Origin of the sequence: Curtobacterium sp. MCPF17_047 (assembly GCF_003234045.1) — a bacterium.
Lineage (GTDB): Bacteria > Actinomycetota > Actinomycetes > Actinomycetales > Microbacteriaceae > Curtobacterium.
In genome coordinates this window covers 1-24,019 of the sequence record NZ_QKSF01000024.1, presented here as the reverse complement: position 1 = coordinate 24,019, position 24,019 = coordinate 1, and the positions used below count along the sequence as shown (strand labels likewise).

General features: G+C 70.3%; 24 protein-coding genes. 19 read left to right on the top strand and 5 right to left on the bottom strand.

The window, feature by feature from the left end; all coding sequences use genetic code 11:
* Positions 1-61: 61 nt before the first annotated feature.
* Positions 62-712: a YigZ family protein gene (locus DEJ33_RS16450; RefSeq protein ID WP_111195545.1), complete on the bottom strand. Its 651-nt coding sequence runs from the start codon at positions 710-712 to the stop codon at positions 62-64.
* A gap of 59 nt (positions 713-771) precedes the next feature.
* Here DEJ33_RS16450 and DEJ33_RS17385 point away from each other — a divergent pair, with 59 nt between their 5' ends.
* The 4 genes from DEJ33_RS17385 (at position 772) to DEJ33_RS16435 (ending at position 2,941) form a co-directional block, all read left to right on the top strand.
* On the top strand, positions 772-1,212 hold the full coding sequence (locus tag DEJ33_RS17385) for a hypothetical protein (RefSeq protein ID WP_181436641.1): 441 nt from the start codon (positions 772-774) through the stop codon (positions 1,210-1,212).
* On the top strand, positions 1,209-1,673 hold the full coding sequence (locus DEJ33_RS17380) for an ImmA/IrrE family metallo-endopeptidase (protein ID WP_181436640.1): 465 nt from the start codon (positions 1,209-1,211) through the stop codon (positions 1,671-1,673). The genes DEJ33_RS17385 and DEJ33_RS17380 overlap by 4 nt, the downstream gene beginning before the upstream one ends.
* Positions 1,670-2,596: a hypothetical protein gene (locus tag DEJ33_RS16440; protein ID WP_111079592.1), complete on the top strand. Its 927-nt coding sequence runs from the start codon at positions 1,670-1,672 to the stop codon at positions 2,594-2,596. The genes DEJ33_RS17380 and DEJ33_RS16440 overlap by 4 nt, the downstream gene beginning before the upstream one ends.
* 132 nt (positions 2,597-2,728) lie before the next feature.
* A complete protein-coding gene (locus tag DEJ33_RS16435; protein WP_111079590.1) occupies positions 2,729-2,941 on the top strand; it encodes an SCO4848 family membrane protein in 213 nt (70 codons plus the stop codon).
* Positions 2,942-3,181: 240 nt separating this feature from the next.
* Here DEJ33_RS16435 and DEJ33_RS16430 read toward each other — a convergent pair whose 3' ends face one another.
* Both DEJ33_RS16430 and DEJ33_RS16425 read right to left on the bottom strand, forming a co-directional pair.
* Positions 3,182-3,487, bottom strand: coding sequence for a hypothetical protein (locus tag DEJ33_RS16430; RefSeq protein ID WP_111079588.1), 306 nt, complete (start codon positions 3,485-3,487; stop codon positions 3,182-3,184).
* A 77-nt stretch (positions 3,488-3,564) separates the two neighbouring features.
* The gene (locus tag DEJ33_RS16425; RefSeq protein ID WP_111079586.1) at positions 3,565-5,115 is read right to left on the bottom strand and encodes an amino acid permease; all 1,551 of its coding nucleotides are present in this window, start codon (positions 5,113-5,115) and stop codon (positions 3,565-3,567) included.
* A 45-nt stretch (positions 5,116-5,160) separates the two neighbouring features.
* On the opposite strand from DEJ33_RS16425, the gene DEJ33_RS16420 reads away from it, so the two are divergent.
* Entirely contained in the window at positions 5,161-6,354 is a 1,194-nt protein-coding gene (locus DEJ33_RS16420) for a mechanosensitive ion channel family protein (RefSeq protein ID WP_181432976.1), read from the top strand.
* Positions 6,355-6,458: 104 nt separating this feature from the next.
* On the opposite strand, the gene DEJ33_RS16415 is transcribed toward DEJ33_RS16420, so the two are convergent.
* The gene (locus DEJ33_RS16415; protein WP_110904698.1) at positions 6,459-6,650 is read right to left on the bottom strand and encodes a hypothetical protein; all 192 of its coding nucleotides are present in this window, start codon (positions 6,648-6,650) and stop codon (positions 6,459-6,461) included.
* A gap of 99 nt (positions 6,651-6,749) precedes the next feature.
* Here DEJ33_RS16415 and DEJ33_RS16410 point away from each other — a divergent pair, with 99 nt between their 5' ends.
* Positions 6,750-7,901 carry an SLC13 family permease gene (locus DEJ33_RS16410; RefSeq protein ID WP_111195544.1) on the top strand — a complete coding sequence of 384 codons (1,152 nt, stop codon included), beginning with the start codon at positions 6,750-6,752 and terminating at the stop codon, positions 7,899-7,901.
* Positions 7,902-7,947: 46 nt separating this feature from the next.
* Here the strand turns inward: DEJ33_RS16410 and DEJ33_RS16405 are convergent, their stop codons facing one another.
* Positions 7,948-8,919: a magnesium transporter CorA family protein gene (locus tag DEJ33_RS16405; protein ID WP_111079582.1), complete on the bottom strand. Its 972-nt coding sequence runs from the start codon at positions 8,917-8,919 to the stop codon at positions 7,948-7,950.
* 160 nt (positions 8,920-9,079) lie between these two features.
* Here DEJ33_RS16405 and otsA point away from each other — a divergent pair, with 160 nt between their 5' ends.
* The 13 genes from otsA to DEJ33_RS16340 all read left to right on the top strand — a co-directional run bounded on the left by otsA (position 9,080) and on the right by DEJ33_RS16340 (position 23,598).
* Complete coding sequence (gene otsA, locus DEJ33_RS16400) at positions 9,080-10,672, top strand: alpha,alpha-trehalose-phosphate synthase (UDP-forming) (RefSeq protein WP_111079580.1); 1,593 nt, start codon at positions 9,080-9,082, stop codon at positions 10,670-10,672.
* Positions 10,665-11,462 (top strand): trehalose-phosphatase, encoded by a 798-nt coding sequence (gene otsB, locus DEJ33_RS16395; RefSeq protein WP_111079578.1) that lies wholly within the window; start codon positions 10,665-10,667, stop codon positions 11,460-11,462. The genes otsA and otsB overlap by 8 nt, the downstream gene beginning before the upstream one ends.
* Positions 11,463-11,568: 106 nt before the next feature.
* Positions 11,569-13,263, top strand: coding sequence for a dihydroxy-acid dehydratase (gene ilvD / locus DEJ33_RS16390; protein WP_111079576.1), 1,695 nt, complete (start codon positions 11,569-11,571; stop codon positions 13,261-13,263).
* A gap of 46 nt (positions 13,264-13,309) precedes the next feature.
* A complete protein-coding gene (locus DEJ33_RS16385; RefSeq protein WP_110904692.1) occupies positions 13,310-15,130 on the top strand; it encodes an acetolactate synthase large subunit in 1,821 nt (606 codons plus the stop codon).
* Positions 15,127-15,627, top strand: coding sequence for an acetolactate synthase small subunit (ilvN, locus tag DEJ33_RS16380; RefSeq protein WP_110904691.1), 501 nt, complete (start codon positions 15,127-15,129; stop codon positions 15,625-15,627). Before DEJ33_RS16385 ends, ilvN begins: the two co-directional genes overlap by 4 nt.
* A gap of 43 nt (positions 15,628-15,670) precedes the next feature.
* Positions 15,671-16,696: a ketol-acid reductoisomerase gene (ilvC, locus tag DEJ33_RS16375; protein WP_111079574.1), complete on the top strand. Its 1,026-nt coding sequence runs from the start codon at positions 15,671-15,673 to the stop codon at positions 16,694-16,696.
* A gap of 198 nt (positions 16,697-16,894) precedes the next feature.
* Complete coding sequence (locus DEJ33_RS16370; protein WP_111079573.1) at positions 16,895-18,085, top strand: mannitol-1-phosphate 5-dehydrogenase; 1,191 nt, start codon at positions 16,895-16,897, stop codon at positions 18,083-18,085.
* Positions 18,086-18,111: 26 nt separating this feature from the next.
* Positions 18,112-18,534, top strand: a complete 423-nt coding sequence (locus tag DEJ33_RS16365) for a hypothetical protein (protein WP_111079572.1) — start codon at positions 18,112-18,114, stop codon at positions 18,532-18,534.
* Positions 18,531-18,914 (top strand): hypothetical protein, encoded by a 384-nt coding sequence (locus DEJ33_RS16360; RefSeq protein ID WP_111079571.1) that lies wholly within the window; start codon positions 18,531-18,533, stop codon positions 18,912-18,914. The genes DEJ33_RS16365 and DEJ33_RS16360 overlap by 4 nt, the downstream gene beginning before the upstream one ends.
* An 80-nt stretch (positions 18,915-18,994) precedes the next feature.
* Positions 18,995-20,584, top strand: coding sequence for a phosphoglycerate dehydrogenase (serA, locus tag DEJ33_RS16355; protein WP_111079569.1), 1,590 nt, complete (start codon positions 18,995-18,997; stop codon positions 20,582-20,584).
* Between the two features lie 9 nt (positions 20,585-20,593).
* On the top strand, positions 20,594-21,664 hold the full coding sequence (locus tag DEJ33_RS16350) for a 3-isopropylmalate dehydrogenase (protein ID WP_111079567.1): 1,071 nt from the start codon (positions 20,594-20,596) through the stop codon (positions 21,662-21,664).
* Positions 21,665-21,678: 14 nt separating this feature from the next.
* Entirely contained in the window at positions 21,679-22,818 is a 1,140-nt protein-coding gene (locus tag DEJ33_RS16345) for a branched-chain amino acid aminotransferase (protein ID WP_111079565.1), read from the top strand.
* 9 nt (positions 22,819-22,827) lie between these two features.
* The gene (locus DEJ33_RS16340) at positions 22,828-23,598 is read left to right on the top strand and encodes a fumarylacetoacetate hydrolase family protein (RefSeq protein ID WP_111045298.1); all 771 of its coding nucleotides are present in this window, start codon (positions 22,828-22,830) and stop codon (positions 23,596-23,598) included.
* The last annotated feature ends 421 nt before the right edge of the window (positions 23,599-24,019 follow it).

The following is a 24,019-nucleotide window of genomic DNA, read 5'->3' as shown; positions in this document are numbered from 1 at the left end:
ATCCCGACCCCGATCCCGACCACGGCCCCAACCCCAACCCCGGCCTGACCGTGGCGTGACCTCAGGGCGGCGGCACGTCGACGACCCGTTCCTCGCCGACGACCGGCAGGAGCGCGCCGGCGGACACGCTCGCGAGTTCGGTCTCGAGCGCCGGGATCCCGTCCGCGGGTACCCACACCTCGAACACCGCCCGCTCGCCGTACACGGTGTCGCCCGAGGTGGCGTCGTGGTGCTGCACCCAGGCTCGCAGCGCGTTGTCGACGCGCCCGGCATCGGCGTGCGGGACCTCGACGTGCACCCGGGTCCGCGCCGCCCGTCGGACCACCGTCGCCCGGTCGAGGGCCTCGGACACCGAGGTCGAGTAGGCGCGGACGAGTCCGCCGGCGCCGAGCTTCACCCCGCCGAACCAGCGGCTGACGACCACGACGACGTCCGTCAGGTCCCGGCGGCGGAGGACCTCGAGCATCGGCACCCCGGCCGTGCCGGACGGTTCGCCGTCGTCGGAAGAGCGTGCCTGGTCGCCGAGGACGCCCGTGACCATCGCGGTGCAGTGGTGCCTCGCGTCCCATGACCGTCGCCGGACCTCGGCGATCACGGCCTCGGCCGCTGCCGGGTCCGGAGCCGGGTGTGCCGTCGTGACGAACCGGGAGCGGGAGACGACGAACTCGTGCTCGACCGGGCCGGCGATGCTCGAGGGGTACCGGCGCGACACCCTTCCGAGGGTAGTCGAGCAGTAGAGTGGCGCAGCACGGGGAGCGAAGGGGGACGACGATGACGGGATCGGTGCCGAAGGGCGGCGTGCTCGACGCGGGCGAACTCGCACGTCGACTCAACCTGCTGCTCGACTTCGAGGAGTCGCAGCGCGGTGCACCCGTCCCCTTCGCCGAGATCGAGCAGTACGTCGACGCGCACGGCGGATCACTCTCGCGGGCGAAGTGGACGTACATGGTGTCGGGCGACGGCCGGCGCAACAGCGACACCCAGCTGCTCCGCGTCCTCGCGGGCTTCTTCGAGGTGGACGACGCCTTCCTGCTCGAGGACAGCGACCTGCCGGAGCGCATCGGCGCCCAGCTCGCGCTCGTCCGGTCGATCCGGTCGGCGCGTGTCAGCGGCTTCGCGGCGCGGACCTTCCCGGGCGAGCTCTCCCCGGAGGCACTCCGGAGGATCGCCGAGGTCATCGAGCAGGAGTCGAGTCGGGGCGGTGCGGCGTGAGCGACCCCGGCGTCCTCGAGCGCTTCTGGCAGGTGGGTGCCGCGGCGGGCTGGACCGGCATCGAGGACGCCGTCGCCGCCGCCGAGCAGATCGTCGGCAAGCCGATCAGGGTCCGCGAAGAGGCGTTCCTGGCGGATGAACCGGTCTGCGGTTTTGTGGCGACGCTCGAGCACCAGCACCTCGTGATGATCTCGCCGACGCCGTCCCCGACCTTCCGGGCGTTCGTGATCGGGCACGAGCTCGGGCACGTCCTGCACGGGCACCAGGAGTCCGCACCGCAGGCCGCAGCGATCCGGGCACTGATCCCGGACCTGCCGCAGTACAAGGTCGAACGGGCACTCGCCCGCGGCCTGTTCGAGAACGAGTACGAACGCCAGGCGGAGCTCTTCGCGGACCGCCTCGCGCAGCTCATCCGCGGCCACCGCGAGCGTCCCAGCGCGTTCCGCGGGGTCTTCGGGTGATCCTCGCGGTCGTCCAGGCGGTCCTGCTCGTCGTCGGTTCGGTCGTGCTGGCCGTCCTGCAGCGTGGCCAGGACCGCACGCTGACGATGACGTTCCTGCTGTTCTCCGCGACGATCGTCGCGGGCGTCGGACCGCTGTACCGCGCGGTGGACCCGTTGCTCGGCGGGAGGAACGTCCTGACGCTCGTCTGCGACGTCCTCATGGTCCTGGGCACGAGCACCCTGCTCTGGGGTGTGGCGAAGGCCGTCGGGGCGGCACGGACCTGGATGCGGAACGTCGTCGTCGTCTCGTGCTCGCTCGTCCTCGTCCTCATCGTCCTGGCCTTCAGCACGCTCGACCCGGTGCCGACGACGACGACCTTCATGCTCGCGGTCGGTGCTCAGCCGACGGCTGCCGTGTACTCGATCGCGCAGACCACCTACCTGGGTCTGGCGCTCGGTGCGACCGGCCTGATCTGCGTCCTGCGCGTCCTGGAGGCGCGGACCGGCCTGGACCGCGTCGGGCTGTGGGTGCTCGTCGCCGGCGGGGTGTTCGGTGCCGTCCGCATGGTCGTGGTCGCCGTGATGGACCTGGCGCACGTCGCCGGGCGTCTCGACGTCACGTCCGCCCTGAGCCTGCCCTACGACGTCCTGACGCCCGGCGCCGTCCTGCTCGTCGCCTCCGGCATGCTGCTGCTCGTCGTCGGGCACCGCGTCTGGCAGAGCCGTCGCAGTGCGGCGCTGGTCCGGGCGCTCCGTCGCCTCGCACCGGTCCACGCTCGGGTGGGGACCGACAACGAGTACCCGGACTCGGACGACCCGGCCACCCGGTTGAGTCGTCTGATCGTCGAGGTGAACGACGGTGCCCGTCGGAGCCGGACGCCCCTGGACGCCGCGGACCGCGCGGCCCTGGCCGAAGCCGAAGCGGTGCTCGCGACCGCCTGACGCGGACGCGCCGACACCCCCGTCGGGGCCGCCCAGCCCTCGTGTACGCTCTGTAGCACGTGCTACACCTCGTGTGTCGCGGGTCTCGGCCGGTCGTGGGGGGCGGCCGAGGCCCGGGCGTAGGATCGTCGGGTGCTCGTCTTCGCCGCAGTGGTCCTGTTCGTCGGTGCCGTCTTCAACGTGATCGCCTGGCCGCGCTTCTTCCAGCGGGTCGCGAAGGACACCCGAGCCCGTGACACCGCCGGGCATCCGACCACGTTCTGGCGCGTGCACTTCGTGCTGATGACCATCGGGCTGGCCATCGCCGCCGCATCGGTCGTCGCCGCGGTGCTCCTGCTCGTCTGACGACACTGCGATGCGGGTGACGGCCCCGCTGCCCGTGACCGCCTGGCTGCCCTGTGACGGCCTGGCTGCCCTGAGACGGCCTGGAGGCTCGTGACGGGCTCGCCCCGCGCCTCCCGTCAGTGCCGCCCCGCGCCTCCGGTCAGTGCCGCCCCGCGCCTCCGGTCAGTGTCCGCACAGCGCCTCCGGTCAGTGTCCGCACAGCGCCTCCGGTCGCGGCCGCCCGACGACGACGCTGCCGCGCTACGACGCTGACGGCATCGGCGCGCCGAGCGCCGAGCGCAGCGCCATGTCCGCGAGGGTCTCGTCCGCGGGGGAGAGCAGCACCCGCCAGATGTCCGTCAACGTGACGAACTCCACGCACACGGCGTCGAAGTCGCACTCCTCGATGCGCCAACCGAGGACGGCATCCATCGGAACGGGCAGCAGGGTGTCCTGTTCGAAGCTGGTCTCGGCCGTCACACGGTCGCGGAACACACGGACCCGGCAGAGCGCACCACGCCAGGTGTGCTGCAGGTCGAGCGTCGGGAGAACAGGAGAGTCCGGCACCCGCTGATCGTACCTGCGGGTGCCGGACTCGTGTCGACCCTCGCGGGGCCGTGCGCTTCCTGGTGTGGGACGGACGGTCAGGCGCCGTTGTCGGCGCCGTCGCCGCCGTCGCGACGACGGACCTGTGCGGCCGGGTCGCGACCGTTCACCGGGTACGGCCCGGTGACGCCCTGGCGCAGCGAGGCGATGCGGAGGATCCGGTCACGCTGCAGGAACCAGCCGACGACGAGCAGCGGGATGACGATCACGAGGGACGCGATCGTGTAGGTCCCCACCGGGTAGTCGATCGCCATGAGCACGACCACCGAGGCGAGGAACGCCAGGGTCAGCCAGCTCGTCACGGGCGCGCCGGGGAGTCGGAACGTCGGTTCCTTCGCGAGCCCCTGCTTGGCCCACTGCCGCAGCTTCATCTGGCAGAGGATGATCGTGCCCCACGCCGTGATGATGCCGAGGCTCGCGATGTTCAGGGCGATCTCGAACGCCTGCCCGGGGACGAAGTAGTTGAGCACGACTCCGGCGACGGTGAAGGCGGCGGTCAGCAGGATGCCGGCGTAGGGCACCCCGCCCTTCGACATCTTCGTGGTCCACTTCGGTGCCGAGCCGTTCATGCCCATCGAGTGCAGCGCGCGACCGGTCGAGTACAGCCCGGCGTTCAGCGAGGACAGCGCCGCGGTGAGCACGACGAAGTTCATGATCGACCCGACGACGACGCCGACCTGCGGGTTCCCGATCGACGAGAAGAACGTCACGAACGGGCTCTCGCCCTCCTTGTACGCGGTGTACGGCAGCAGGATGGAGAGCAGCACGATCGAACCGACGTAGAACACCGCGATGCGGAAGACGACGGAGTTGATGGCGCGGGGGATGACCTTCTCGGTGTCCTGGGTCTCACCCGACGCGGTGCCGACGAGCTCGATGGCGGCGTAGGCGAACACGACGCCCTGGATCACCAGGACGGCGGGCAGGACCCCGTTCGGCAGGATCCCGCCGTTGTCGCCCCAGATGGAGAAGCCGGTGCGGACGGCTTCGCCGCCGGCCTCGACGGGGAACGCGAAGACGAGCCAGATGATCGCGACCACCAGGAACGCGACGAGGGCGGCGACCTTGATGAGCGCGAACCAGAACTCGAGCTCGCCGAAGACCTTCACCGCGACCATGTTGGCGGCGAGGACGACGAGCAGCGCGATGAGGGCGAGCAACCACTGCGGTGCCGCCGTGAAGGCCGACCAGTACTTCAGGTAGACCGCGACCGCGGTGGTGTCCACGATCGAGGTCATCGCCCAGTTGAGGAAGTACATCCAGCCGGCGGCGTACGCGAACTTCTCGCCGTAGAACTCCCGCGCGTACGAGATGAACGAGCCGGAGGACGGCCGGTGCAGCACGAGTTCACCGAGCGCCCGCAGGATGAAGAAGGCGAAGACGCCGGCGATCAGGTAGGTGATCGCCAGTGCCGGGCCCGCGGTGTGCAGTCGGCCTCCGGCGCCGAGGAAGAGCCCCGTGCCGATGGCGCCGCCGATGGCGATCATCTGCAGCTGGCGGGGCTTCAACCCGTGCTGGTAGCCCTCTTGCTCGTGCGAGAAGTCGTTCGCGGGAGCGCGGTCAACGCCCGTGTCGTTCTTCGCTGTCATGGCGAGAACGCTACCGCTGTACGTCTGCTGGGCCACCATGGAGGGATGGACATCCTCCTCCGACTCCTCGTCGCGATCGGGTTCGCCCTGCTCGTCACGGCAGCAGCCGCACTCGTCCTGCACCTGGTCTTCCGCGCCCTGGCCCGGCGGGAACGCTGGGCGGCCGCACTCTCCCGACGGACGAAACACCCGACCCGCGCCACCCTGCTCGTCGCCCTGCTCTGGACGGCGTTCACCACGAGCGTGCCCGACGACCTCCGCCGCTTCCCGTGGCGGGACGACGTCTCGCACGTGTTCCTCATCGCGATGATCGGCGTCGGCTGCTGGCTCGCTTGCGAGCTCGCGATCTTCCTCGAGAGCCTCGGCCTGCACCGCTACCGCGTGGACGTCCCGGACAACCGGGTGGCTCGCCGGGTCCGCACGCAGGTCCTCATCATCCGGCGGCTCACCGTCGCGGTCCTCGTCATCATCGCCGTCGGCGCGATCCTGCTGACCTTCCCGGGGGTCGAGGCCGCGGGCGCCAGCGTCCTGGCGAGCGCCGGCCTCCTCTCGGTCATCGCCGGTCTCGCCGCCCAGACCATGCTCGGCAACGTCTTCGCGGGCATGCAGCTCGCGTTCTCCGGGTCGATCCGGGTGGACGACGTCGTCGTGGTCGAGGGACAGTGGGGCCGGATCGAGGAGATCACCCTCACCTACGTCGTGGTGCACCTGTGGGACGACCGCCGGTTCGTCCTGCCGTCGACGTACTTCACCAGCACGCCGTTCGAGAACTGGACCCGGACGAGCAGCGAACTGCTCGGCGCGGTCGAGTTCGACCTGGACTGGCGGGTCAGCCCCTCCGAGATGCGCCTGGAGCTCGACCGGATCCTCGCCACCAGCACGATCTGGGACGGCCGCACGAAGGTCCTCCAGGTCACGGACGCCGTGGGCGGCTTCGTCCGGGTCCGGATCCTCGTGACGGCACCGGACGCGGGCGGGCTGTTCGACCTGCGCTGCTACGTCCGGGAGGAGATGGTCGAGTGGATGCAGCGCCAGCACCCGGAGGCGCTCCCGCTGCAGCGCATGCAGCTCACCGAGGCGACCACCACACCGCGGGCACGGCGCGGGCCGCGGAGCGAGAACGACTCGCAGCTGTTCGGCGAGGGCGACGAGCGCTCCGCCCTCTTCACCGGGCCGATCCGGACCTCGGGGATCCGTCCCGACGAGATCCCGCCGCACGACGAGGACCAGCACCGGTAGGCGCCGCGGCCGTGGAGCCGCCACCACGACGGACGGGAGGCCCGGTACCAGCTGGTACCGGGCCTCCCGTCCGTCTCGTGGTCGCGTCGCGACCGCCGACACGACTAGCGCTGCTTGGACTTCACCGCGCGGTCGTCCTCGACGACCGTGCCCACGGCCACGATCGTCGTCGCGAGCCAGGCCACCCAGGTGAGGGCGAGCCGCCAGTCGCGCGGACCGCGCCTGGACGTCTGCAGCACGCTGTAGCCGCTGATGAGCGAGCCCCACACCGCACCACTGAACATGAACTTCCGCACGGGTTCCTCCTGTCGTCGTCCTGGCCACGTTACCGGGCGCTACATTGGAGCGCCGCCGGGCGCACAGGGACCTCCGGCTCACCACTGAGGAGTCACATCGTGCGCCAAGCAGTCATCGGAGCCGTCCTGCTCGCCGTCGGCGCGGTGTGCGTCGCCCTCGGCCTGCTCCCGGTGCCGGAACTCGGCGCCCTCGCCGCCCGCGTCCTGCCCGTCCTCGGGTTCGTCCTGGGCCTGACCGTCGTCTCCGAACTCGCCGCGGACGCCGGGGTGTTCGACCGCCTGGCCGACGTCGCCGCCCGGATCGGTGGCGGCCGGACCATCGGACTGTGGGGGGCCGTCGTCGTGCTCGCCGTGGTCTGCACCGTCTTCCTGTCGATCGACACCACCGCGGTGCTGCTCACCCCGATCGTCATCACGCTCGCCCGCCGGGTGGGTCTGCCGCCGATGCCGTTCGCCCTCACCACGGTCTGGCTGGCGAACACCGCGTCCCTGCTGCTGCCGGTGTCGAACCTCACCAACCTGGTCGCCGTCGACCGGATCGGGTTGGACGGTCCGCTGCCGTTCGCCGGCCTGATGGTCTGGGCGGCGCTCGCCGGGGTCGTGGTGCCCTGCGCGGTCCTGCTCGTGGTGTTCCGCCGCTCGCTGTCCGGCCGGTACACGTCGGTCGGCCTGCGGAAGGCCGCCGACCCGGTGTTCTTCTGGGCGGCCTCAGCCGTGCTCGTCGCCCTCGTCGTCGCCCTGACCGCGGGTGTCGAGGTCTGGGTGGCCGCCGTCGTCGCCGCCGTCCTGCTCGTCGTCGTCGCGGCCTTCCGGGCACCGTCCGAACTCCGGCCCTCCCGGGTGCCGTGGTCGACGCTCGTCTTCGCCGCCGGGCTCTTCGTCGTCGTCGAGACCCTGCACGCGACCGGCGTCACCGACCCCGTCGTGCACGCGCTGGCCGGTGGCACGGACAGCGGCTCCATGCTGCTCCTCGGCGGCGCGGGCGCGGTCGCGGCGAACGCGATCGACAACCTGCCCGCGTACCTCGTGCTCGAGCCGGCGGCAGGGCACGAGGCCCTGCGGTACGCGGCCCTGCTCGTCGGCGTCAACGCGGGCTGCCTCATCACACCGTGGGCCTCGCTCGCGACGCTGCTGTGGCACGCGCGGCTCACGGCCGAGGGGATCCACCTGTCGTGGGGGCGCTACATCGCGCTCGGGTGCGTGGTGGCACCGCTCACGGTCGTGGCGGGTGTGTTCGCGCTGGCGATCTGAGCGCGGTGGCCCGCCCACGCGTGCACGCGGGTGCGGTGTCCGCGCGTCAGAGCCAGTCGCGGTGCTTGAACGACCGGTAGAGCAGCAGGGACGACGCGACGGTGAGCGCGATCGAGGCCCACAGCCCGCTCCACTGGCCCTCGCCGGGGAACTGCACGTTCTGCCCGAAGAAGCTCGTGATGCCGGTCGGGATCGCGATGATCGCCGCCCAGCTCGTCACCTTCTTCATCACCGTGTTCTGCCGGTTGGACGCCAGGTTGAGGTTCGTGTCGAGGACGCTCGAGACCGCGTCCCGCTGCTGTTCGACGGAGTCGGCGATCGACACCAGGTGGTCCTCGACGTCCCGGAAGTACGGGCGGACGCCGTCGATGATCGTCTCGGCGTCCCCGTGCAGCAGCGAGCCGACACTGTCCCGTGTCGGGACGACGAGCCGGCGGAGCACCCCGAGTGCCTTGCGCAGACGGAACGACCGGCGCTGGATCTGCTGCTCGCGCGGGTCGCCGTTCTCGAACAGGTCGTCCTCGAGCGCGTCGATGTCCCGCTCGATCGTCTCGAGGACGCTCGTGGCGTGGTCGACCACGGTGTCGAGCAGACCCCAGAGCAGCCACGGGACGCCGTGGTCGGCGAGGTCGCTGTTCGCGTCCCACCGGCGCTGTACCGCGGCGGTGTCGAAGTCGGGGCCGTGGATGGTGACGAGGGCGTGGTGCGTGACGAACGCCTTCACCTCGTGGGTGACGAGCTCGCCGTCCTTCCCCGGAGCATGTGCGTCGTAGACCACCAGGAACAGGCCGTCCCGGTACCGGTCGAGCTTCGGGCGCTGCCCGCTCTCCACGGCGTCCTCCACCGCGAGGGCGTGGATGCCGAGTTCCTCCTGCACCTGTTCGAGGTCCGACGCCTGCGGGTCCGTGAAGTCCACCCAGACGAAGGCGCCGTCGCGCGCGACGAGGTCCGAGACCTGCTCGACCGGGAAGTCCCGCTCCGCCGACGAACCGTCCTGCCAGCAACGCGTGCTCACCATGGCGCTGAGCCTAGTGTCGCCGCGCTGCGCGGCGGACGCACCACCGGGCCTCCCGGCCGAGCGCGGGTGAACGTCCCCTCAGCCGGGCCACCCGTGCGCTGGTAGTTTCGGTGCCGACGCCCCGGCAGGCCGCCGGGCAGGAACGGAGCACCCGCCACCCATGCCCGCAGACCGCACCGACACCACGCGCTACGCCTTCGTCGTCGCCTCCAACCGCCTCCCCGTGGACCGCGTCGTCGAGGACGACGGCACCGAGGGGTGGCGGCACTCGCCGGGCGGCCTCGTCACCGCGCTCGAGCCGGTGATGCGCGCCAACGACGGTGCCTGGGTCGGATGGGTCGGGCAGCCGGACGTCACGGTCGAGCCGTTCGACAACGAGGGCATCCACATCGTGCCGGTGCCGCTCAGCGCCGACGACGTGCAGGAGTACTACGAGGGCTTCAGCAACGACACGCTCTGGCCGCTCTACCACGACGTCATCGAGCACCCGAGCTACCACCGCGACTGGTGGAACGCGTACAAGCGCGTGAACCAGCGCTTCGCGGAGCAGATCGCCGAGATCACCGAGCAGGACGGCATCGTCTGGGTGCAGGACTACCAGCTGCAGCTCGTGCCGGCGCTGCTCCGTGCACTCCGCCCGGACCTGACCATCGGCTTCTTCAACCACATCCCGTTCCCGCCGGTCGGCATCTACGCGCAGCTGCCGTGGCGAGCACAGATCCTGGACGGCCTGCTCGGCGCCGACGTGATCGGGTTCCAGCGGCAGGACGACGCCAGCGATTTCCTCCGAGCGGTCCGGCACATCAAGGGCTACACGACGAAGGGGTCGACGGTGGACGTCCCCGTCGACGACCCGAAGGCGCCACGCAGCCGCAAGGGCATCACCGTCCGGCACGTCGAGGCCCGGCACTTCCCGATCTCGATCGACGCCGAGAGCTTCGAGGAGATCGCCCGGCGACCGGAGGTGCAGCAGCGCGCCGAGGAGATCCGCGACGGTCTCGGCAACCCGAAGACCGTCCTGCTCGGCGTGGACAGACTCGACTACACCAAGGGCATCCGACACCGCATCAAGGCGTTCGGCGAACTGGTCGAGGACGGGCGCCTCGCCGTCGAGGACGCCGCGCTCATCCAGGTCGCGAGCCCCAGCCGCGAGCGCGTCGACACCTACCGGATGCTCCGCGACGAGATCGAGCTGAGCGTCGGTCGGATCAACGGCGACCTCGGCGTCATCGGCCACCAGCCGATCTCGTACCTGCACCACGGCTACCCGCGCGAGGAGATGGTGGCGCTCTACCTGGCCGCCGACATCATGCTCGTGACGGCCCTGCGCGACGGCATGAACCTGGTCGCGAAGGAGTACGTCGCGTCCCGCCACGACAACGACGGCGTCCTGATCCTGTCCGAGTTCGCCGGTGCCGCCGACGAGCTCAAGCAGGCCGTGATCGTCAACCCGCACGACATCGGGGCGCTGAAGGACTCGATCCAGCGAGCGATCGAGATGCCCCGCCGTGAGCGCTCGACCCGGATGCGTGCCCTCCGCAAGCGCGTGAAGGACAACGACGTGGCCCGGTGGTCGCGCTCGTTCCTGGAGGCGCTCGACCGACACGCTCCGAAGGGCGCTCAGATCGACCCGGAGTCGATCGAGCAGGGCGAGCCGCACCGCGAGGCCCAGACCGACGGGACGTCGATCTTCGACCAGGACGCGCAGAAGGCCCGCGCCGCCGAGGACACCCGGGAGGACCGTGATGCCTGAACAGCCCTCGAGCACTGACCAGACCACGGCCGGCGGTCTCGAGCAGGCCCTCGAGACGCTCGCGGCTGCGCCGCGACTGCTCGTGGCACTCGACTTCGACGGCACGCTCGCACCGTTCGCCGACGACCCGGCCGACGTCGGTGCCCTGCCCGGCAGCTGGGCCGCCGTGCTCACCCTGCAGCGGGCACGGGACACCGAGGTCGTGCTCGTCTCCGGACGGCCGCTCGGCAGTCTCGCGGCGGTGACGCACGCCCCGGGCGGCATGGCGCTCGTCGGCTCGCACGGCGTGGAGTGGCGGGTCGACGGCCACGACGAGGACGCCCTCACCGCGGACGAGTCCGCCCGGGTGGCCCGCATCGGTGCGGCGCTCGACGAGGTCGGTGCACGGCACCCGGGCGTCGTCATCGAGCACAAGCCGGCCGGTCACGGCGTGCACACCCGACGGGTGAGCACGGACGAGGCCGCTGCGGCGAACGCGGACGCCAGCCGCGCGGCCCACGACGCGGACCCCGACGTCCTCGAGCGGGGTGGCAAGGACATCGTCGAGTTCGCGGTCCGGCGCGTCACGAAGGGCGACGCGATCGAGCGCCTGCGCCGACTCCGTGGCGCGGACGCGGTCTTCTTCGCCGGCGACGACGTGACCGACGAGGACGGCTTCCGCGCGCTCCACGACGGGGACGTCGGCGTGAAGGTGGGGGAGGGCGACACGCTCGCCGGACACCGCGTCGCCGACCCTGCTGCGCTGACCGACGTCCTCAAGCAGCTGGCCCGCGTCCGGGCCACGCGCTGAACCGGGGCCGGGAGCGCACGCACCACGAGCCTCCCGGCCAGGCGCAACACCATGCGCACGCATGGTGTTGCGCCATTGGTATCCCAAACGGTCCTAGACTCTGGACATGCCTGACATCGACGTGAAGCCGCGCAGCCGGGTCGTCACCGACGGGATCGAAGCAACCACTTCGCGTGGCATGCTGCGGGCCGTCGGGATGGGCGACGAGGACTGGGAGAAGCCGCAGATCGGCATCGCCTCGTCGTGGAACGAGATCACCCCCTGCAACCTGTCCCTCGACCGGCTCGCACAGGGCGCCAAGGAAGGCGTCCACGGCGGCGGCGGGTACCCGCTGCAGTTCGGCACCATCTCGGTGTCCGACGGCATCTCGATGGGCCACGAGGGCATGCACTTCTCGCTGGTCTCGCGTGAGGTCATCGCGGACAGCGTCGAGACCGTCGTGAGCGCCGAGCGCCTCGACGGCACCGTGCTGCTCGCCGGCTGCGACAAGTCGCTACCCGGCATGCTGATGGCCGCCGCGCGCCTGGACCTGTCGAGCGTGTTCCTCTACGCGGGCTCGGTCATGCCGGGCTACGTCAAGCAGGCCGACGGCACGATGAAGGAAGTCACGATCATCGACTCCTTCGAAGGCGTCGGCGCGTGCAAGGCCGGCACCATGAGCGAGGAAGAGCTCAAGAAGATCGAGTGTGCGATCGTCCCGGGCGAGGGCGCCTGCGGCGGCATGTACACCGCGAACACGATGGCGAGCCTGGCCGAGGCGCTCGGCATGTCGCTGCCGGGCTCCGCTGCGCCGCCGAGCGCCGACCGCCGCCGCGACTACTACGCGCACCGCTCTGGTGAGGCCGTCGTCAACCTGCTCCGCAAGGGCATCACCGCCCGCGACATCCTGACGCGCGAGGCCTTCGAGAACGCCATCACCGTGCTCATGGCCCTCGGCGGGTCGACGAACGCGGTGCTGCACCTGCTCGCGATCGCGCACGAGGCCGAGGTCGAGCTGACCCTCGACGACTTCAACCGGATCGGTGCCGCGGTGCCGCACCTGGCCGACATGAAGCCGTTCGGCAAGTACGTCATGGTGGACGTCGACCGGAACGGCGGCATCCCCGTGATCATGAAGGCGCTGCTCGACGCGGGCCTGCTGCACGGTGACTGCATGACGGTGACCGGCAAGACCGTCGCCGAGAACCTCGCCGAGATCGACCCGCCGGAGCTCGACGGTGAGGTCTTCCGGAAGATCGACAACCCCATCCACGCCACCGGCGGCCTGACGATCCTGCAGGGCTCGTTCGCGCCGGAGGGCGCCGTCGTGAAGACCGCCGGGTTCGACGCCGACGTGTTCGAGGGACCGGCGCGGGTGTTCGACCGCGAGCGCGCCGCCATGGACGCCCTCACCGAGGGGACGATCCAGAAGGGCGACGTGGTGGTCATCCGCTACGAGGGCCCGAAGGGCGGACCGGGCATGCGCGAGATGCTCGCGATCACCGCGGCCATCAAGGGCGCGGGGCTCGGCAAGGATGTACTACTCTTGACGGACGGTCGATTCTCAGGCGGCACAACCGGCCTCTGCATCGGCCACATCGCACCGGAAGCCGTGGACGCAGGTCCAGTGGCGTTCGTGCGCGATGGCGACCGCATCCGTGTCGACATCCCCGCTCGCTCGCTCGACCTACTGGTCGACCCGGACGAGTTGGAAGCCCGCCGTGACGGCTGGGCTCCGTTGCCCCCGCGCTACACCCGCGGAGTCCTCGCGAAGTACGCCAAGCTCGTCCAGTCCGCTGCCACCGGCGCGGTCACGGGCTGACGTCGACACCCCGCTGATCGCCATCCCTCCAGGCAAGGAACCGTTCATGCCCACGGAAGCCACACCGCTGTCCGCTGCCGGAGCACGTCGTTCGCCGGAGGTCCTGACCGGCTCGGGAGCCGTCCTGCGGACGCTCGAGCACCTCGGGATCACCGACGTCTTCGGCCTCCCCGGCGGCGCGATCATCCCGTTCTACGACGAGCTCATGGCGTCGACGACCATCCGTCACATCCTGGTCCGGCACGAGCAGGGCGCCGGTCACGCCGCCGAGGGCTACGCGTCCTCGTCCGGCAAGGTCGGCGTCGCCATCGCCACCTCCGGCCCCGGCGCGACGAACCTCGTCACCGCGATCGCCGACGCCTACATGGACTCGGTGCCGTTCATCGCCATCACCGGCCAGGTGTTCTCGACGCTGATGGGCACCGACGCCTTCCAGGAGGCCGACATCGTCGGCATCACGATGCCGATCACGAAGCACTCGTTCCTGGTCACCAAGCCCGAGGACGTCCCCGCGACGCTCGCGGCGGCGCACTTGATCGCGACGACGGGCCGACCCGGCCCGGTGCTCGTCGACATCACCAAGGACGCCCAGCAGAAGTCGGCGCCGTACATCTGGCCGCCGAAGCTCGACCTGCCCGGGTACCGCCCGGTGACGAAGGCGCACGGCAAGCAGATCACCGCGGCGGCCCAGCTGCTCGCCGAGTCGAACCGCCCCGTGCTCTACGTCGGCGGTGGGGTGATCCGGTCCGGCGCGTCCGCGGAGCTCCTGGCGTTCGCCGAGGCGACGGGCGCACCGGTCGTGACGACGCTGATGGCCCGTGGTGCCTTCCCCGACTCGCACGCGCAGCACCTCGGCATGCCGGGCATGCACGGCACGGTGCCGGCGGTGCTCGGGCTGCAGGAGAGCGACCTGATCATCGCGCTCGGCGCCCGCTTCGACGACCGTGTCACGGGCAAGGTCGACGACTTCGCCCCGCACGCCAAGGTCGTGCACGTCGACATCGACCCGGCCGAGATCTCGAAGATCCGGTACGCCGACGTCCCGATCGTCGGTGACGCGAAAGAGGTCCTCGTCGACCTCGTGGCGGCGTGGGCCGACGTGCCGGTCGACCAGCGGGCCTCCACCGCGGACTGGTGGGCACACCTCAACCAGCTGCTCGAGGACTTCCCGCTCGGCTACACCGAACCGACCGACGGACTGCTCGCCCCGCAGGCGATCATCAAGCGCATCGGTGAGATGACCGGGCCCGAGGGCGTCTTCGCCTCCGGTGTCGGTCAGCACCAGATGTGGTCCGCGCAGTTCATCCAGTACGAGCGCCCGAACGCGTGGCTGAACTCCGGCGGCGCGGGCACGATGGGCTACTCGGTCCCGGCGGCGATGGGTGCCAAGGTCGCCCAGCCCGACCGGGTGGTGTGGGCGATCGACGGCGACGGCTGCTTCCAGATGACGAACCAGGAACTCGCGACCTGCGTCATCAACGACATCCCGATCAAGGTCGCGATCATCAACAACTCCTCGCTCGGCATGGTGCGGCAGTGGCAGACCCTGTTCTACGACGGGCGCCACTCGTTCACCGACCTGCAGACCGGCCACGGCACCCGTCGGGTCCCGGACTTCGTGAAGCTCGCGGACGCGTACGGGGCGCTCGGCATCCGGGTCGAGAAGGCCGAGGACGTCGACGCGGCCATCCAGCTCGCGCTCGACACCAACGACCGCCCGGTGGTCATCGACTTCGTGGTCAGCCGCGACTCGATGGTCTGGCCGATGGTCCCGCAGGGGATCGGCAACTCGTCCATCCAGTACGCCCGCGACCTCGCCCCGACGTGGGACGACGAGGACGCCGACATGACGGGGGAGCCCGCATGAGCCACGTCCTGTCCCTCCTCGTGGAGGACAAGCCGGGTCTGCTGACCCGCGTCGCCGGCCTGTTCGCCCGGCGCGGTTTCAACATCGAGTCCCTCGCCGTCGGCAACACCGAGGTGGACGGCCTCAGCCGCATCACCGTCGTGGTGGACGTCGAGGACCTCCCGCTCGAGCAGGTGACGAAGCAGCTCAACAAGCTCGTGAACGTCATCAAGATCGTGGAGCTCGACTTCCCCCAGTCGGTGCAGCGCGAACACATGCTCGTCAAGGTGCGGGTCGACAACCAGACCCGGTCCGCGGTGCTCGACGCCGTGACGCTCTTCCGGGCGCAGGTCGTCGACGTCGCCACCGATTCGCTCGTCGTCGAGGTGACCGGTGACCCCGGCAAGATCCAGGCGATCCTGCGCGTCCTCGAGCCCTACGGCATCAAGGAGCTGGCCCGCGCCGGACTCCTCGGCATGGGCCGCGGACCGAAGAGCATCACCGACCGGGTGCGCTGAGCACCGGTCGCCCCAGACACCCCAACCAAGGAGACCACGCACCGTGACTGACATCGTGTACGACGCCGACGCCGACCTGAGCCTCATCCAGGGCAAGAAGGTCGCCGTCATCGGCTACGGCTCGCAGGGCCACGCCCACGCCCTCAACCTCCGCGACTCCGGCGTCGAGGTCAAGATCGGCCTCAAGGAGGGCTCGAAGAGCCTCCAGAAGGCCGAAGAGGCCGGCTTCGAGGTCCACACGCCCGCCGACGCCACCGCCTGGGCCGACGTCGTCGTCATCCTCGCGCCGGACCAGGTCCAGCGCATCGTCTACAAGGACGACATCGCCCCGAACCTCAAGCAGGGCGCGACCCTCGTCTTCGGCCACGGCTTCAACATCCGCTACGGCTACATCGAGGCCCCCGAGGGCGTCGACGTCTCGCTCGTCGCACCGAAGGGCCCGGGCCACACGGTCCGTCGTGAGTACGAGGCCGGCCGCGGCGTCCCCGTGATCGTCGCGGTCGAGGTCGACGCCTCGGGCAGTGCCTGGGACCTCGCCTGGTCCTACTCGAAGGCCATCGGCGGCCTGCGCTCCGGCGGCATCAAGACGACCTTCACCGAGGAGACCGAGACCGACCTGTTCGGCGAGCAGGCCGTCCTCTGCGGTGGCACCTCGCAGCTGATCCAGTACGGCTTCGAGACCCTGGTCGAGGCCGGGTACCAGCCGCAGATCGCCTACTTCGAGGTCCTGCACGAGCTCAAGCTGATCGTCGACCTGATCTGGGAGGGCGGCCTCACCAAGCAGCGCTGGTCAATCTCCGACACCGCCGAGTTCGGTGACTACGTCTCCGGCCCGCGCGTGATCTCGCCCGAGGTCAAGGAGAACATGAAGGCGGTGCTCGCCGACATCCAGGACGGCACCTTCGCGAAGCGCTTCATCGAGGACCAGGACGCCGGTGCGCCGGAGTTCACGGCCCTCCGCGAGAAGGGCGAGGGCCACCCGGTCGAGGCGACCGGCCGCGAGCTCCGCAAGCTCTTCGCGTGGAAGCAGGCCGACTCGGACTACGTCGACGGTTCGGCCGCGCGGTAGTCTGCCTGAGACAAGCTCGACCCGCGAGGCGGCGGTGCACTGCACCGCCGCCTCTCGATGTGACCCGGACACCATGCAGCAGCTCCTCCAGTACCCCGACGTCTCCCGAGGACGTCAGCGCAGCGCCGTGACGCGCGCCGTCGCCGTCCCCTCCACACCGTGGCAGGCACGGTCCGTCGAGCATGGGATGATCGTTCGATGGCGGTGACGAGACGAGCGGTCCACATCGGCGCCGGCAAGATCGGGCGCGGGTTCGTGGGCCAGTTCCTCGTGGCGAGCGGCTACGACCTCACCTTCGTCGACGTCGACCAACGCGTGGTCTCCGCCCTCAACGAAGCCGGCCGGTTCGTGGTGCACGAGGTCGGCGAGATGCCCGTCGAGCACCTGGTCCACGGGTTCCGGGCGCTGAACAGCAAGACCGACCGTGACCGCGTCGTGCAGGCGATCGCCGACGCCGACGTCGTCACGACGGCCGTCGGAGCGCGCACCCTGCCCCTCGTGGCGCCGCTCATCGCCGAGGGGCTGGCCGCACGCCCGATCGACCGCGGCGACGTCACGATCGTGGCCTGCGAGAACGCCTTCAACGCCACCGACTCGCTGCACGCCAGCATCCGACGCGCGCCGATCCTCGAGGACCGCGACGTCGCCGCCGTCTTCGCCAACTGCGCGATCGACCGCATCGTCCCCGACCAGTCCGGGGTGCTCGGACAGTCCGGCGGCCTCGACGTCGTCCTCGAACCGTTCTACGAGTGGGTCATCGAACGCACGCCGTTCGCCGGGACCGGCTCCGAGCCTCCCGTCATCGACGGTGTGACCTGGGTCGACGACCTGCAGCCGTTCGTCGAGCGGAAGCTCTACACCGTCAACACGGCGCACGGCGCCGCCGCCTACCACGGCTGGGTCCGCGGCATCGGGCTCATCCGGGAGGCTCTCCAGGACCCCGACGTGCGGGCTGAGGTCGACGGGGTGCTCGCGGAGACGACGGCGCTGCTCGTCGCGAAGCACGGCTTCGACCCGGCGGACCACGCCCGCTACGTCGCGGCGAACCTGACCCGCATCGCGAACCCGCTCCTGCCCGACACCACCCGTCGCGTCGGTCGCAACCCGCTCCGCAAGCTCGGTCGTCGTGAACGCTTCATCGGCCCGGCCGCGCAGCTCGCCGAGCGCGGCCTGCCCGTCGACCACCTCATCGGTGCGGTCCGCGTCGCGCTGGAGTTCGACGACCAGGACGACCCCGAGTCGATCGAGCTGCACGCCCTGCTCCGCTCCGGTGCCACCGCGCACGCCCTGACCGAGATCCTGACCGGACTCATGGAGGGCCATCCGCTGTTCCCGGCGGTCCGCGACGTGGTCGCCGGTGTCCTCGAGACCCAGCCCGCGCAGGCATGAGCGGCGACCCTCGTAGGATCGACGGCATGACCGAGGCGCGCGAACCCGACGACGACGCCGCCCTGTCGTGGGGCGACGCCGAGGACGCGACACACGTCGACGCCGCGCGCAACCCGATCGCCGTCAAGGAACGGGACTCCCGTGATCCCGACGCGCCCGAGACGTCCGGGGCGCTCATCGGGTTCGGTGTCTTCGGCGGGCTGTACCTGCTCTACACCGTCGCCTGGCTGCTCACGGCCTCGACCAGTTACCTGTCGACGACCGACGCGGTGCTGTCCGGCTTCGTCACCCTGCTCCGTTTCCTGGCGATCGTCGCGCCGGCGCTCTGGTTCGCCGTGGTGATCTGGGTCGCCCGCACCCGCAGCACGCGCACGCGGTTGCTCTGGATGCTGCTCGGCGCCGTCGTGCTGTTCCCGTGGCCGTTCCTGATGACGCGGAGCTTCGGGTGAGCGCCGTCGAGCGCCCCGCTGGCGGGTCCCGCACCGCAGGGGAACTGGTCGGACGGATCGTCGTCTGGGTGTGCTTCGCGGCGCTGTTCGCCTACATGACCGCGCAGAGCGTCGGCAACTTCGTGGTGATCACCGACAAGCTGCAGAAGTTCAACGAGTTCGTCGGGTCCGCCGGTGGAGCGTCCCTGCAGCGATCCGTGCCGTGGGTGTGGCTGGTCCTCGACGTCCTCATCCCGCCGCTCGCGTACGCGGTCGGCGTGTGGGTCACCCGACGGTCGACGGCGGTCGTGACCGTCGCGGTGCTCGTCGTCGCCTTCGCCGCCGCGGGCGCGCTGTGGCTCACGCTGCAGCTCTACGTGCCGAGCCTCGTCGAGCTCTGACCCGCTCCCGGCGTCGTAACCGGGTCCGGCCGTCGGTAGGGTGGTGGTACACCACCCGTCTCGTGTGAGGAACCGCAGTCGTGTCGAAGCCGGTCGTACTGATCGCCGAAGAACTCTCGCCCGCCACCGTCGACGCCCTCGGGCCCGACTTCGAGATCAGGAACGTGGACGGCACCGACCGTCCGGCGCTGCTCGCGGCGCTGTCCGACGCGCACGCGATCCTGGTGCGCTCCGCGACCAAGGTCGACGCCGAGGCGATCGCCGCGGCCCCGGAGCTCAAGGTCGTCGCCCGTGCCGGCGTCGGCCTCGACAACGTCGACATCAAAGCGGCGACGACCGCCGGCGTGATGGTCGTCAACGCGCCGACGTCCAACATCATCTCCGCGGCCGAGTTGACGGTCGGGCACATCCTGTCGCTCGCCCGCCACATCCCGGCAGCGCACGCGTCGCTGGCTGCCGGTGCCTGGAAGCGGTCGTCGTACACCGGTGTCGAGCTCTACGAGAAGACGGTCGGCATCATCGGCCTCGGCCGCATCGGTGCCCTGATCACCCAGCGCCTGCAGGCGTTCGGCGTCTCGGTCATCGCGTACGACCCCTACGTGACCTCGGCCCGCGCCCAGCAGCTCGGCGTCGAACTCGTCTCGCTCGAGGACCTGCTCCGGCGCGCGGACTTCACCACGATCCACATGCCGAAGACGCCCGAGACGGTGGGCATGATCTCCGACGAGCAGTTCGCGCTGATGAAGCCGACCGCCTTCGTCGTGAACGTCGCCCGCGGCGGGCTCATCGACGAGGACGCGCTGCACCGGGCGCTGACGTCGAACACCATCGCCGGCGCCGGTCTCGACGTGTTCGTGTCCGAGCCGCCGAAGGACTCGCCGCTCGTGTCCCTGCCGAACGTCGTCGTGACCCCGCACCTCGGTGCCTCCACCGACGAAGCGCAGGAGAAGGCGGGTGTCGCCGTCGCCAAGTCGGTCCGCCTCGCTCTCGGTGGCGAGCTCGTCCCGGACGCGGTCAACGTCGCCGGTGGTGTCATCGACCCGTACGTCCGCCCGGGCATCCCGCTGGTCGAGAAGCTCGGCCAGGTCTTCACGGCGATGGCGACCTCGCCCGTGACGAGCATCGACGTCGAGGTGCACGGCGAGCTCGCCGCGTACGACGTCAGCGTGCTGAAGCTCGCGGCGCTGAAGGGCGTGTTCACCGACGTCGTCAGCGACCAGGTGTCCTACGTCAACGCGCCGCTCATCGCCGAGCAGCGCGGTGTCACCGTCCGGCTCATCACCGACGCGGACAGCCCCGAGTACCGCAACCTCCTCACGATCCGCGGTGCGCAGTCGGACGGCCCGGCGATCAGCGTCTCGGGCACCCTCACCGGCCCGAAGCAGGTCGAGAAGCTCGTCGAGATCAACGGGTACGACGTCGAGGTCGCCCTCGACAAGCACCACGTCGTGATGGCCTACACGGACCGTCCGGGCATCGTCGCGGTCTACGGCAAGGAGTTCGGCGAGGCGGGGATCAACATCGCCGCGATGCAGATCGCCCGTCAGTCCGCCGGCGGTGAGGCGCTCAGCGTGCTGACCGTCGACTCGCCGGTGCCGGACGACGTCCTCGAGCACGTCCGTTCCACGATCGACGCGGCCTCGCTGCGTGAGATCGACATCACGCTCTAGGAGACCCACATGTCGCAGACGCTCAGGCTGGCCGTCATCCGTGGCGACGGCATCGGCCCGGAGGTCGTGGACGAAGCACTGAAGGTCCTGCACGCCGTGACCGACGGTGACCTCAACGTGCAGGAGACCCCGTTCTCGCTGGGAGCCGAGCGCTTCCTGGCGACCGGGGACATCCTCACCGACGACGACCTGACGGCTCTGGCGGGACACGACGCGATCCTGCTCGGCGCCGTCGGCGGCGACCCTCGTGACCCGCGTCTGGCCGGGGGCATCATCGAGCGCGGCCTGCTGCTGAAGCTGCGGTTCGCGTTCGACCACTACGTCAACCTGCGTCCGACCAAGGTGCACGCGGCGGTCGGTTCGCCGCTCGCCGACCCGGGCGAGGTGGACTTCGTCGTCGTCCGTGAAGGCACCGAAGGCCCCTACGTCGGCAACGGCGGCGCCATCCGGGTCGACACCCCGCACGAGATCGCCACCGAGGTCTCGCTCAACACCGCGCACGGTGTCGAACGGGTCGTGCGGTACGCCTTCGACCTCGCGATGCGGCGCCCGCGGAAGCACCTGACGTTGGTGCACAAGAGCAACGTCCTGGTGCACGCCGGCTCGCTCTGGCAGCGGACCGTCGCCGCGGTCGGTGTCGAGTACCCGGAGGTGACGGTCGACTACCAGCACGTGGACGCGGTCACCATCCACATGGTGCGCGAGCCCTCCCGGTTCGACGTCATCGTCACCGACAACCTCTTCGGCGACATCATCACCGACCTCGCCGGCGCCATCAGCGGTGGCATCGGCCTCGCGGCGTCCGGCAACCTCAACCCCGACGGCACCTTCCCCAGCATGTTCGAGCCGGTCCACGGGTCCGCGCCGGACATCGCGGGCCAGCAGGTGGCCGACCCCACCGCCGCGGTCCTCTCGGTCGCCCTGCTGCTCGACCACGTCGGCCGGACGGACCTGGCGGCCGCGGTGACCCGCGCGGTGGAGGCCGACCTCGCCAGCCGGGGCACCACCCGACGGTCCACGGCCCAGATCGGCGACGCCATCGCCGGAGCCGCGGCAGCCGCACGCACCACCACGGCCTGACAGGAGCCACCCGCATGAGCGACAGCACCACCGAGACCACCGACACCGACTTCGCCCTCGACTTCTCGACGACCCCGTCCCCGGAGCGCCGTGCCGCCGCCGAGCGCGAGGAGATCCTCGCCGACCCCGGGTTCGGCAAGCACTTCACGGACCACATGGCCTCGGTGGAGTGGACGATCGACGACGGCTGGCACGACGCCTCGGTCCACGCGTACGGTCCGCTCTCCCTCGATCCGAGTGCGAGTGTCCTGCACTACGCGCAGGAGATCTTCGAGGGCATGAAGGCCTACCGGCACGCCGACGGCTCCATCTGGGCGTTCCGTCCCGACGCCAACGCCCGTCGGTTCGCCCGCTCCGCCCGTCGGCTCGCGCTGCCGGAGCTGCCCGAATCGGTGTTCGTGGAGTCCATCCGCCGGCTCGTCGCGACGGACCAGGACTGGGTGCCGTCCGCTCCGGAGACGAGCCTGTACCTCCGCCCCTTCATGATCGCGACCGAGTCGTTCCTCGGTGTCCGTGCTGCGAACGAGGTGCAGTACCACTGCATCGCCAGCCCGGCGGGCCCGTACTTCACGTCCGGCCCGAAGCCGGTGTCCATCTGGCTCTCGACGCAGTACGCCCGCGCCGCCCGGGGCGGCACCGGAGCCGCGAAGACCGGTGGCAACTACGCGGCGTCGTTGCTGCCGCAGCAGGAGGCGTACGAGCACGGTTGCCAGCAGGTGATGTTCCTGGACTCCGAGAAGGGCGAGTACCTGGAGGAGCTCGGCGGCATGAACGTCGTCCTGGTGCGCTCCGACGGCACGCTCGTCACGCCGGACTCGGACTCGATCCTCGAGGGCATCACCCGGGACTCGATCCTGCAGCTCGCACTCGACCGCGGCCTCAGCGTGGAACGTCGTGCGGTGTCCCTCGCGGAGTGGCGGGACGGTGTCGCCGACGGCACCATCACCGAGGCCTTCGCCTGTGGGACCGCGGCCGTCGTCACACCGATCGCGGAGCTGCGAGGCGAGGGGTTCACGATCGGTTCGCCGACGTCGGGCGCCGGCGAACTGACGATGTCCCTGCGTGAGGAACTCACCGACATCCAGTACGGCCGCCGCCCCGACCCGCACGGCTGGATGGTCCGGCTCACGGACCCGACGCCGAGCGCTGAGTAGGGTCGACCCGTGAAGATCGCACGGTTCAGCACCGAGGGGGAGGACCCCCGCTACGGCATCCTCGACGAGCGCGCACTGGTGGTGCTCGCCGGCGACCCGATGTACCAGGGCTTCGAGACGACGGGGGAGCGGGTGTCCCTGAAGGACGCGAAGCTGCTCGCCCCCGTCATCCCGCGGTCGAAGGTGATCGGGGTCGGCCTCAACTACGCCGAGCACGTCTCGGAGATGGAGGAGCACACCGCGGACGACCCGGTCGTGTTCCTCAAGCCGAACACCTCGGTGATCGGCCCCGAGGACCCGATCCGTCTGCCCGCCGACATCGGCCGCGTCGACCACGAGGGCGAACTGGCCATCGTGATCGGCTCCCTCGCCAAGAACGTGGCGAAGGAGGACTTCGCGAGCGTGATCCTCGGGTACACGATCGCGAACGACGTGACCGCGCGCGACCTGCAGGCCCGCGACGGTCAGTGGGCGCGAGCGAAGGGGTTCGACACGTTCTGCCCGCTCGGCCCGGTCATCGAAACGGAGATCGACCCGTCCGACATCCGGCTCGAGACGCGCGTCGACGGCGACCTCCGCCAGGCAGCCTCGACGAACGAGATGATCCACGACATCCCGACGCTCATCGAGTTCATCTCGTCGATCTGGACGTTGCTGCCCGGCGACGTCATCCTCACCGGGACCCCCGCCGGCGTCGGGCAGATCCGGGACGGCGAGGTGGTGGAGGTCACGATCTCCGGCATCGGTTCGCTCCGCAACCCGGTCATCGCCCGGCACTGAGTGCCCCGCACCGATCTGGAGGCCCGACACCGTCATGGTGTCGGGCTTCCGTCCGTCTCGGGGCAGGCCTGGTGACGTCGGTACGCGGCATCGTCCGACGGCACGACACGCCCGGGATCGGACCTGGTTGGCAGGCCCTCGGACCGTGTGTAGAGTAATCACTCGTTGCCGCTGAGGCGGAACGGAACGGCCGAGACGGTCACCGGGTGCGAACCTGGGAGATGCAGTCCGGACGGGGTCCGCCTCCAGCAACCACCCCCATCGATCAGGTGTCGACTTCGTGTCGGTCATCCGGTGGGTTCGAGAACGACAGCCTCTCTGGCGTGACATCGTGTTGGTGTTGTGTGGGGAGTGCGTCTGGTCCTTGAGAACTCAACAGCGTGCACATTGTCAATGCCAATTTTATTGACCTCGTGCTCGA

What these genes read in the sequence shown, in the direction of transcription:
- DEJ33_RS17385 (WP_181436641.1), top strand. Translation starts at nt 772, where the DNA reads ATGACGGGATCGGTGCCGAAGGGCGGCGTGCTCGACGCGGGCGAACTC.
- DEJ33_RS16425 (WP_111079586.1), bottom strand. Translation starts at nt 5,115, where the DNA reads ATGACAGCGAAGAACGACACGGGCGTTGACCGCGCTCCCGCGAACGAC.
- DEJ33_RS16420 (WP_181432976.1), top strand. Translation starts at nt 5,161, where the DNA reads ATGGACATCCTCCTCCGACTCCTCGTCGCGATCGGGTTCGCCCTGCTC.
- DEJ33_RS16405 (WP_111079582.1), bottom strand. Translation starts at nt 8,919, where the DNA reads ATGGTGAGCACGCGTTGCTGGCAGGACGGTTCGTCGGCGGAGCGGGAC.
- otsA (WP_111079580.1), top strand. Translation starts at nt 9,080, where the DNA reads ATGCCCGCAGACCGCACCGACACCACGCGCTACGCCTTCGTCGTCGCC.
- otsB (WP_111079578.1), top strand. Translation starts at nt 10,665, where the DNA reads ATGCCTGAACAGCCCTCGAGCACTGACCAGACCACGGCCGGCGGTCTC.
- ilvD (WP_111079576.1), top strand. Translation starts at nt 11,569, where the DNA reads ATGCCTGACATCGACGTGAAGCCGCGCAGCCGGGTCGTCACCGACGGG.
- DEJ33_RS16385 (WP_110904692.1), top strand. Translation starts at nt 13,310, where the DNA reads ATGCCCACGGAAGCCACACCGCTGTCCGCTGCCGGAGCACGTCGTTCG.
- ilvN (WP_110904691.1), top strand. Translation starts at nt 15,127, where the DNA reads ATGAGCCACGTCCTGTCCCTCCTCGTGGAGGACAAGCCGGGTCTGCTG.
- DEJ33_RS16370 (WP_111079573.1), top strand. Translation starts at nt 16,895, where the DNA reads ATGGCGGTGACGAGACGAGCGGTCCACATCGGCGCCGGCAAGATCGGG.
- DEJ33_RS16365 (WP_111079572.1), top strand. Translation starts at nt 18,112, where the DNA reads ATGACCGAGGCGCGCGAACCCGACGACGACGCCGCCCTGTCGTGGGGC.
- DEJ33_RS16350 (WP_111079567.1), top strand. Translation starts at nt 20,594, where the DNA reads ATGTCGCAGACGCTCAGGCTGGCCGTCATCCGTGGCGACGGCATCGGC.
- DEJ33_RS16345 (WP_111079565.1), top strand. Translation starts at nt 21,679, where the DNA reads ATGAGCGACAGCACCACCGAGACCACCGACACCGACTTCGCCCTCGAC.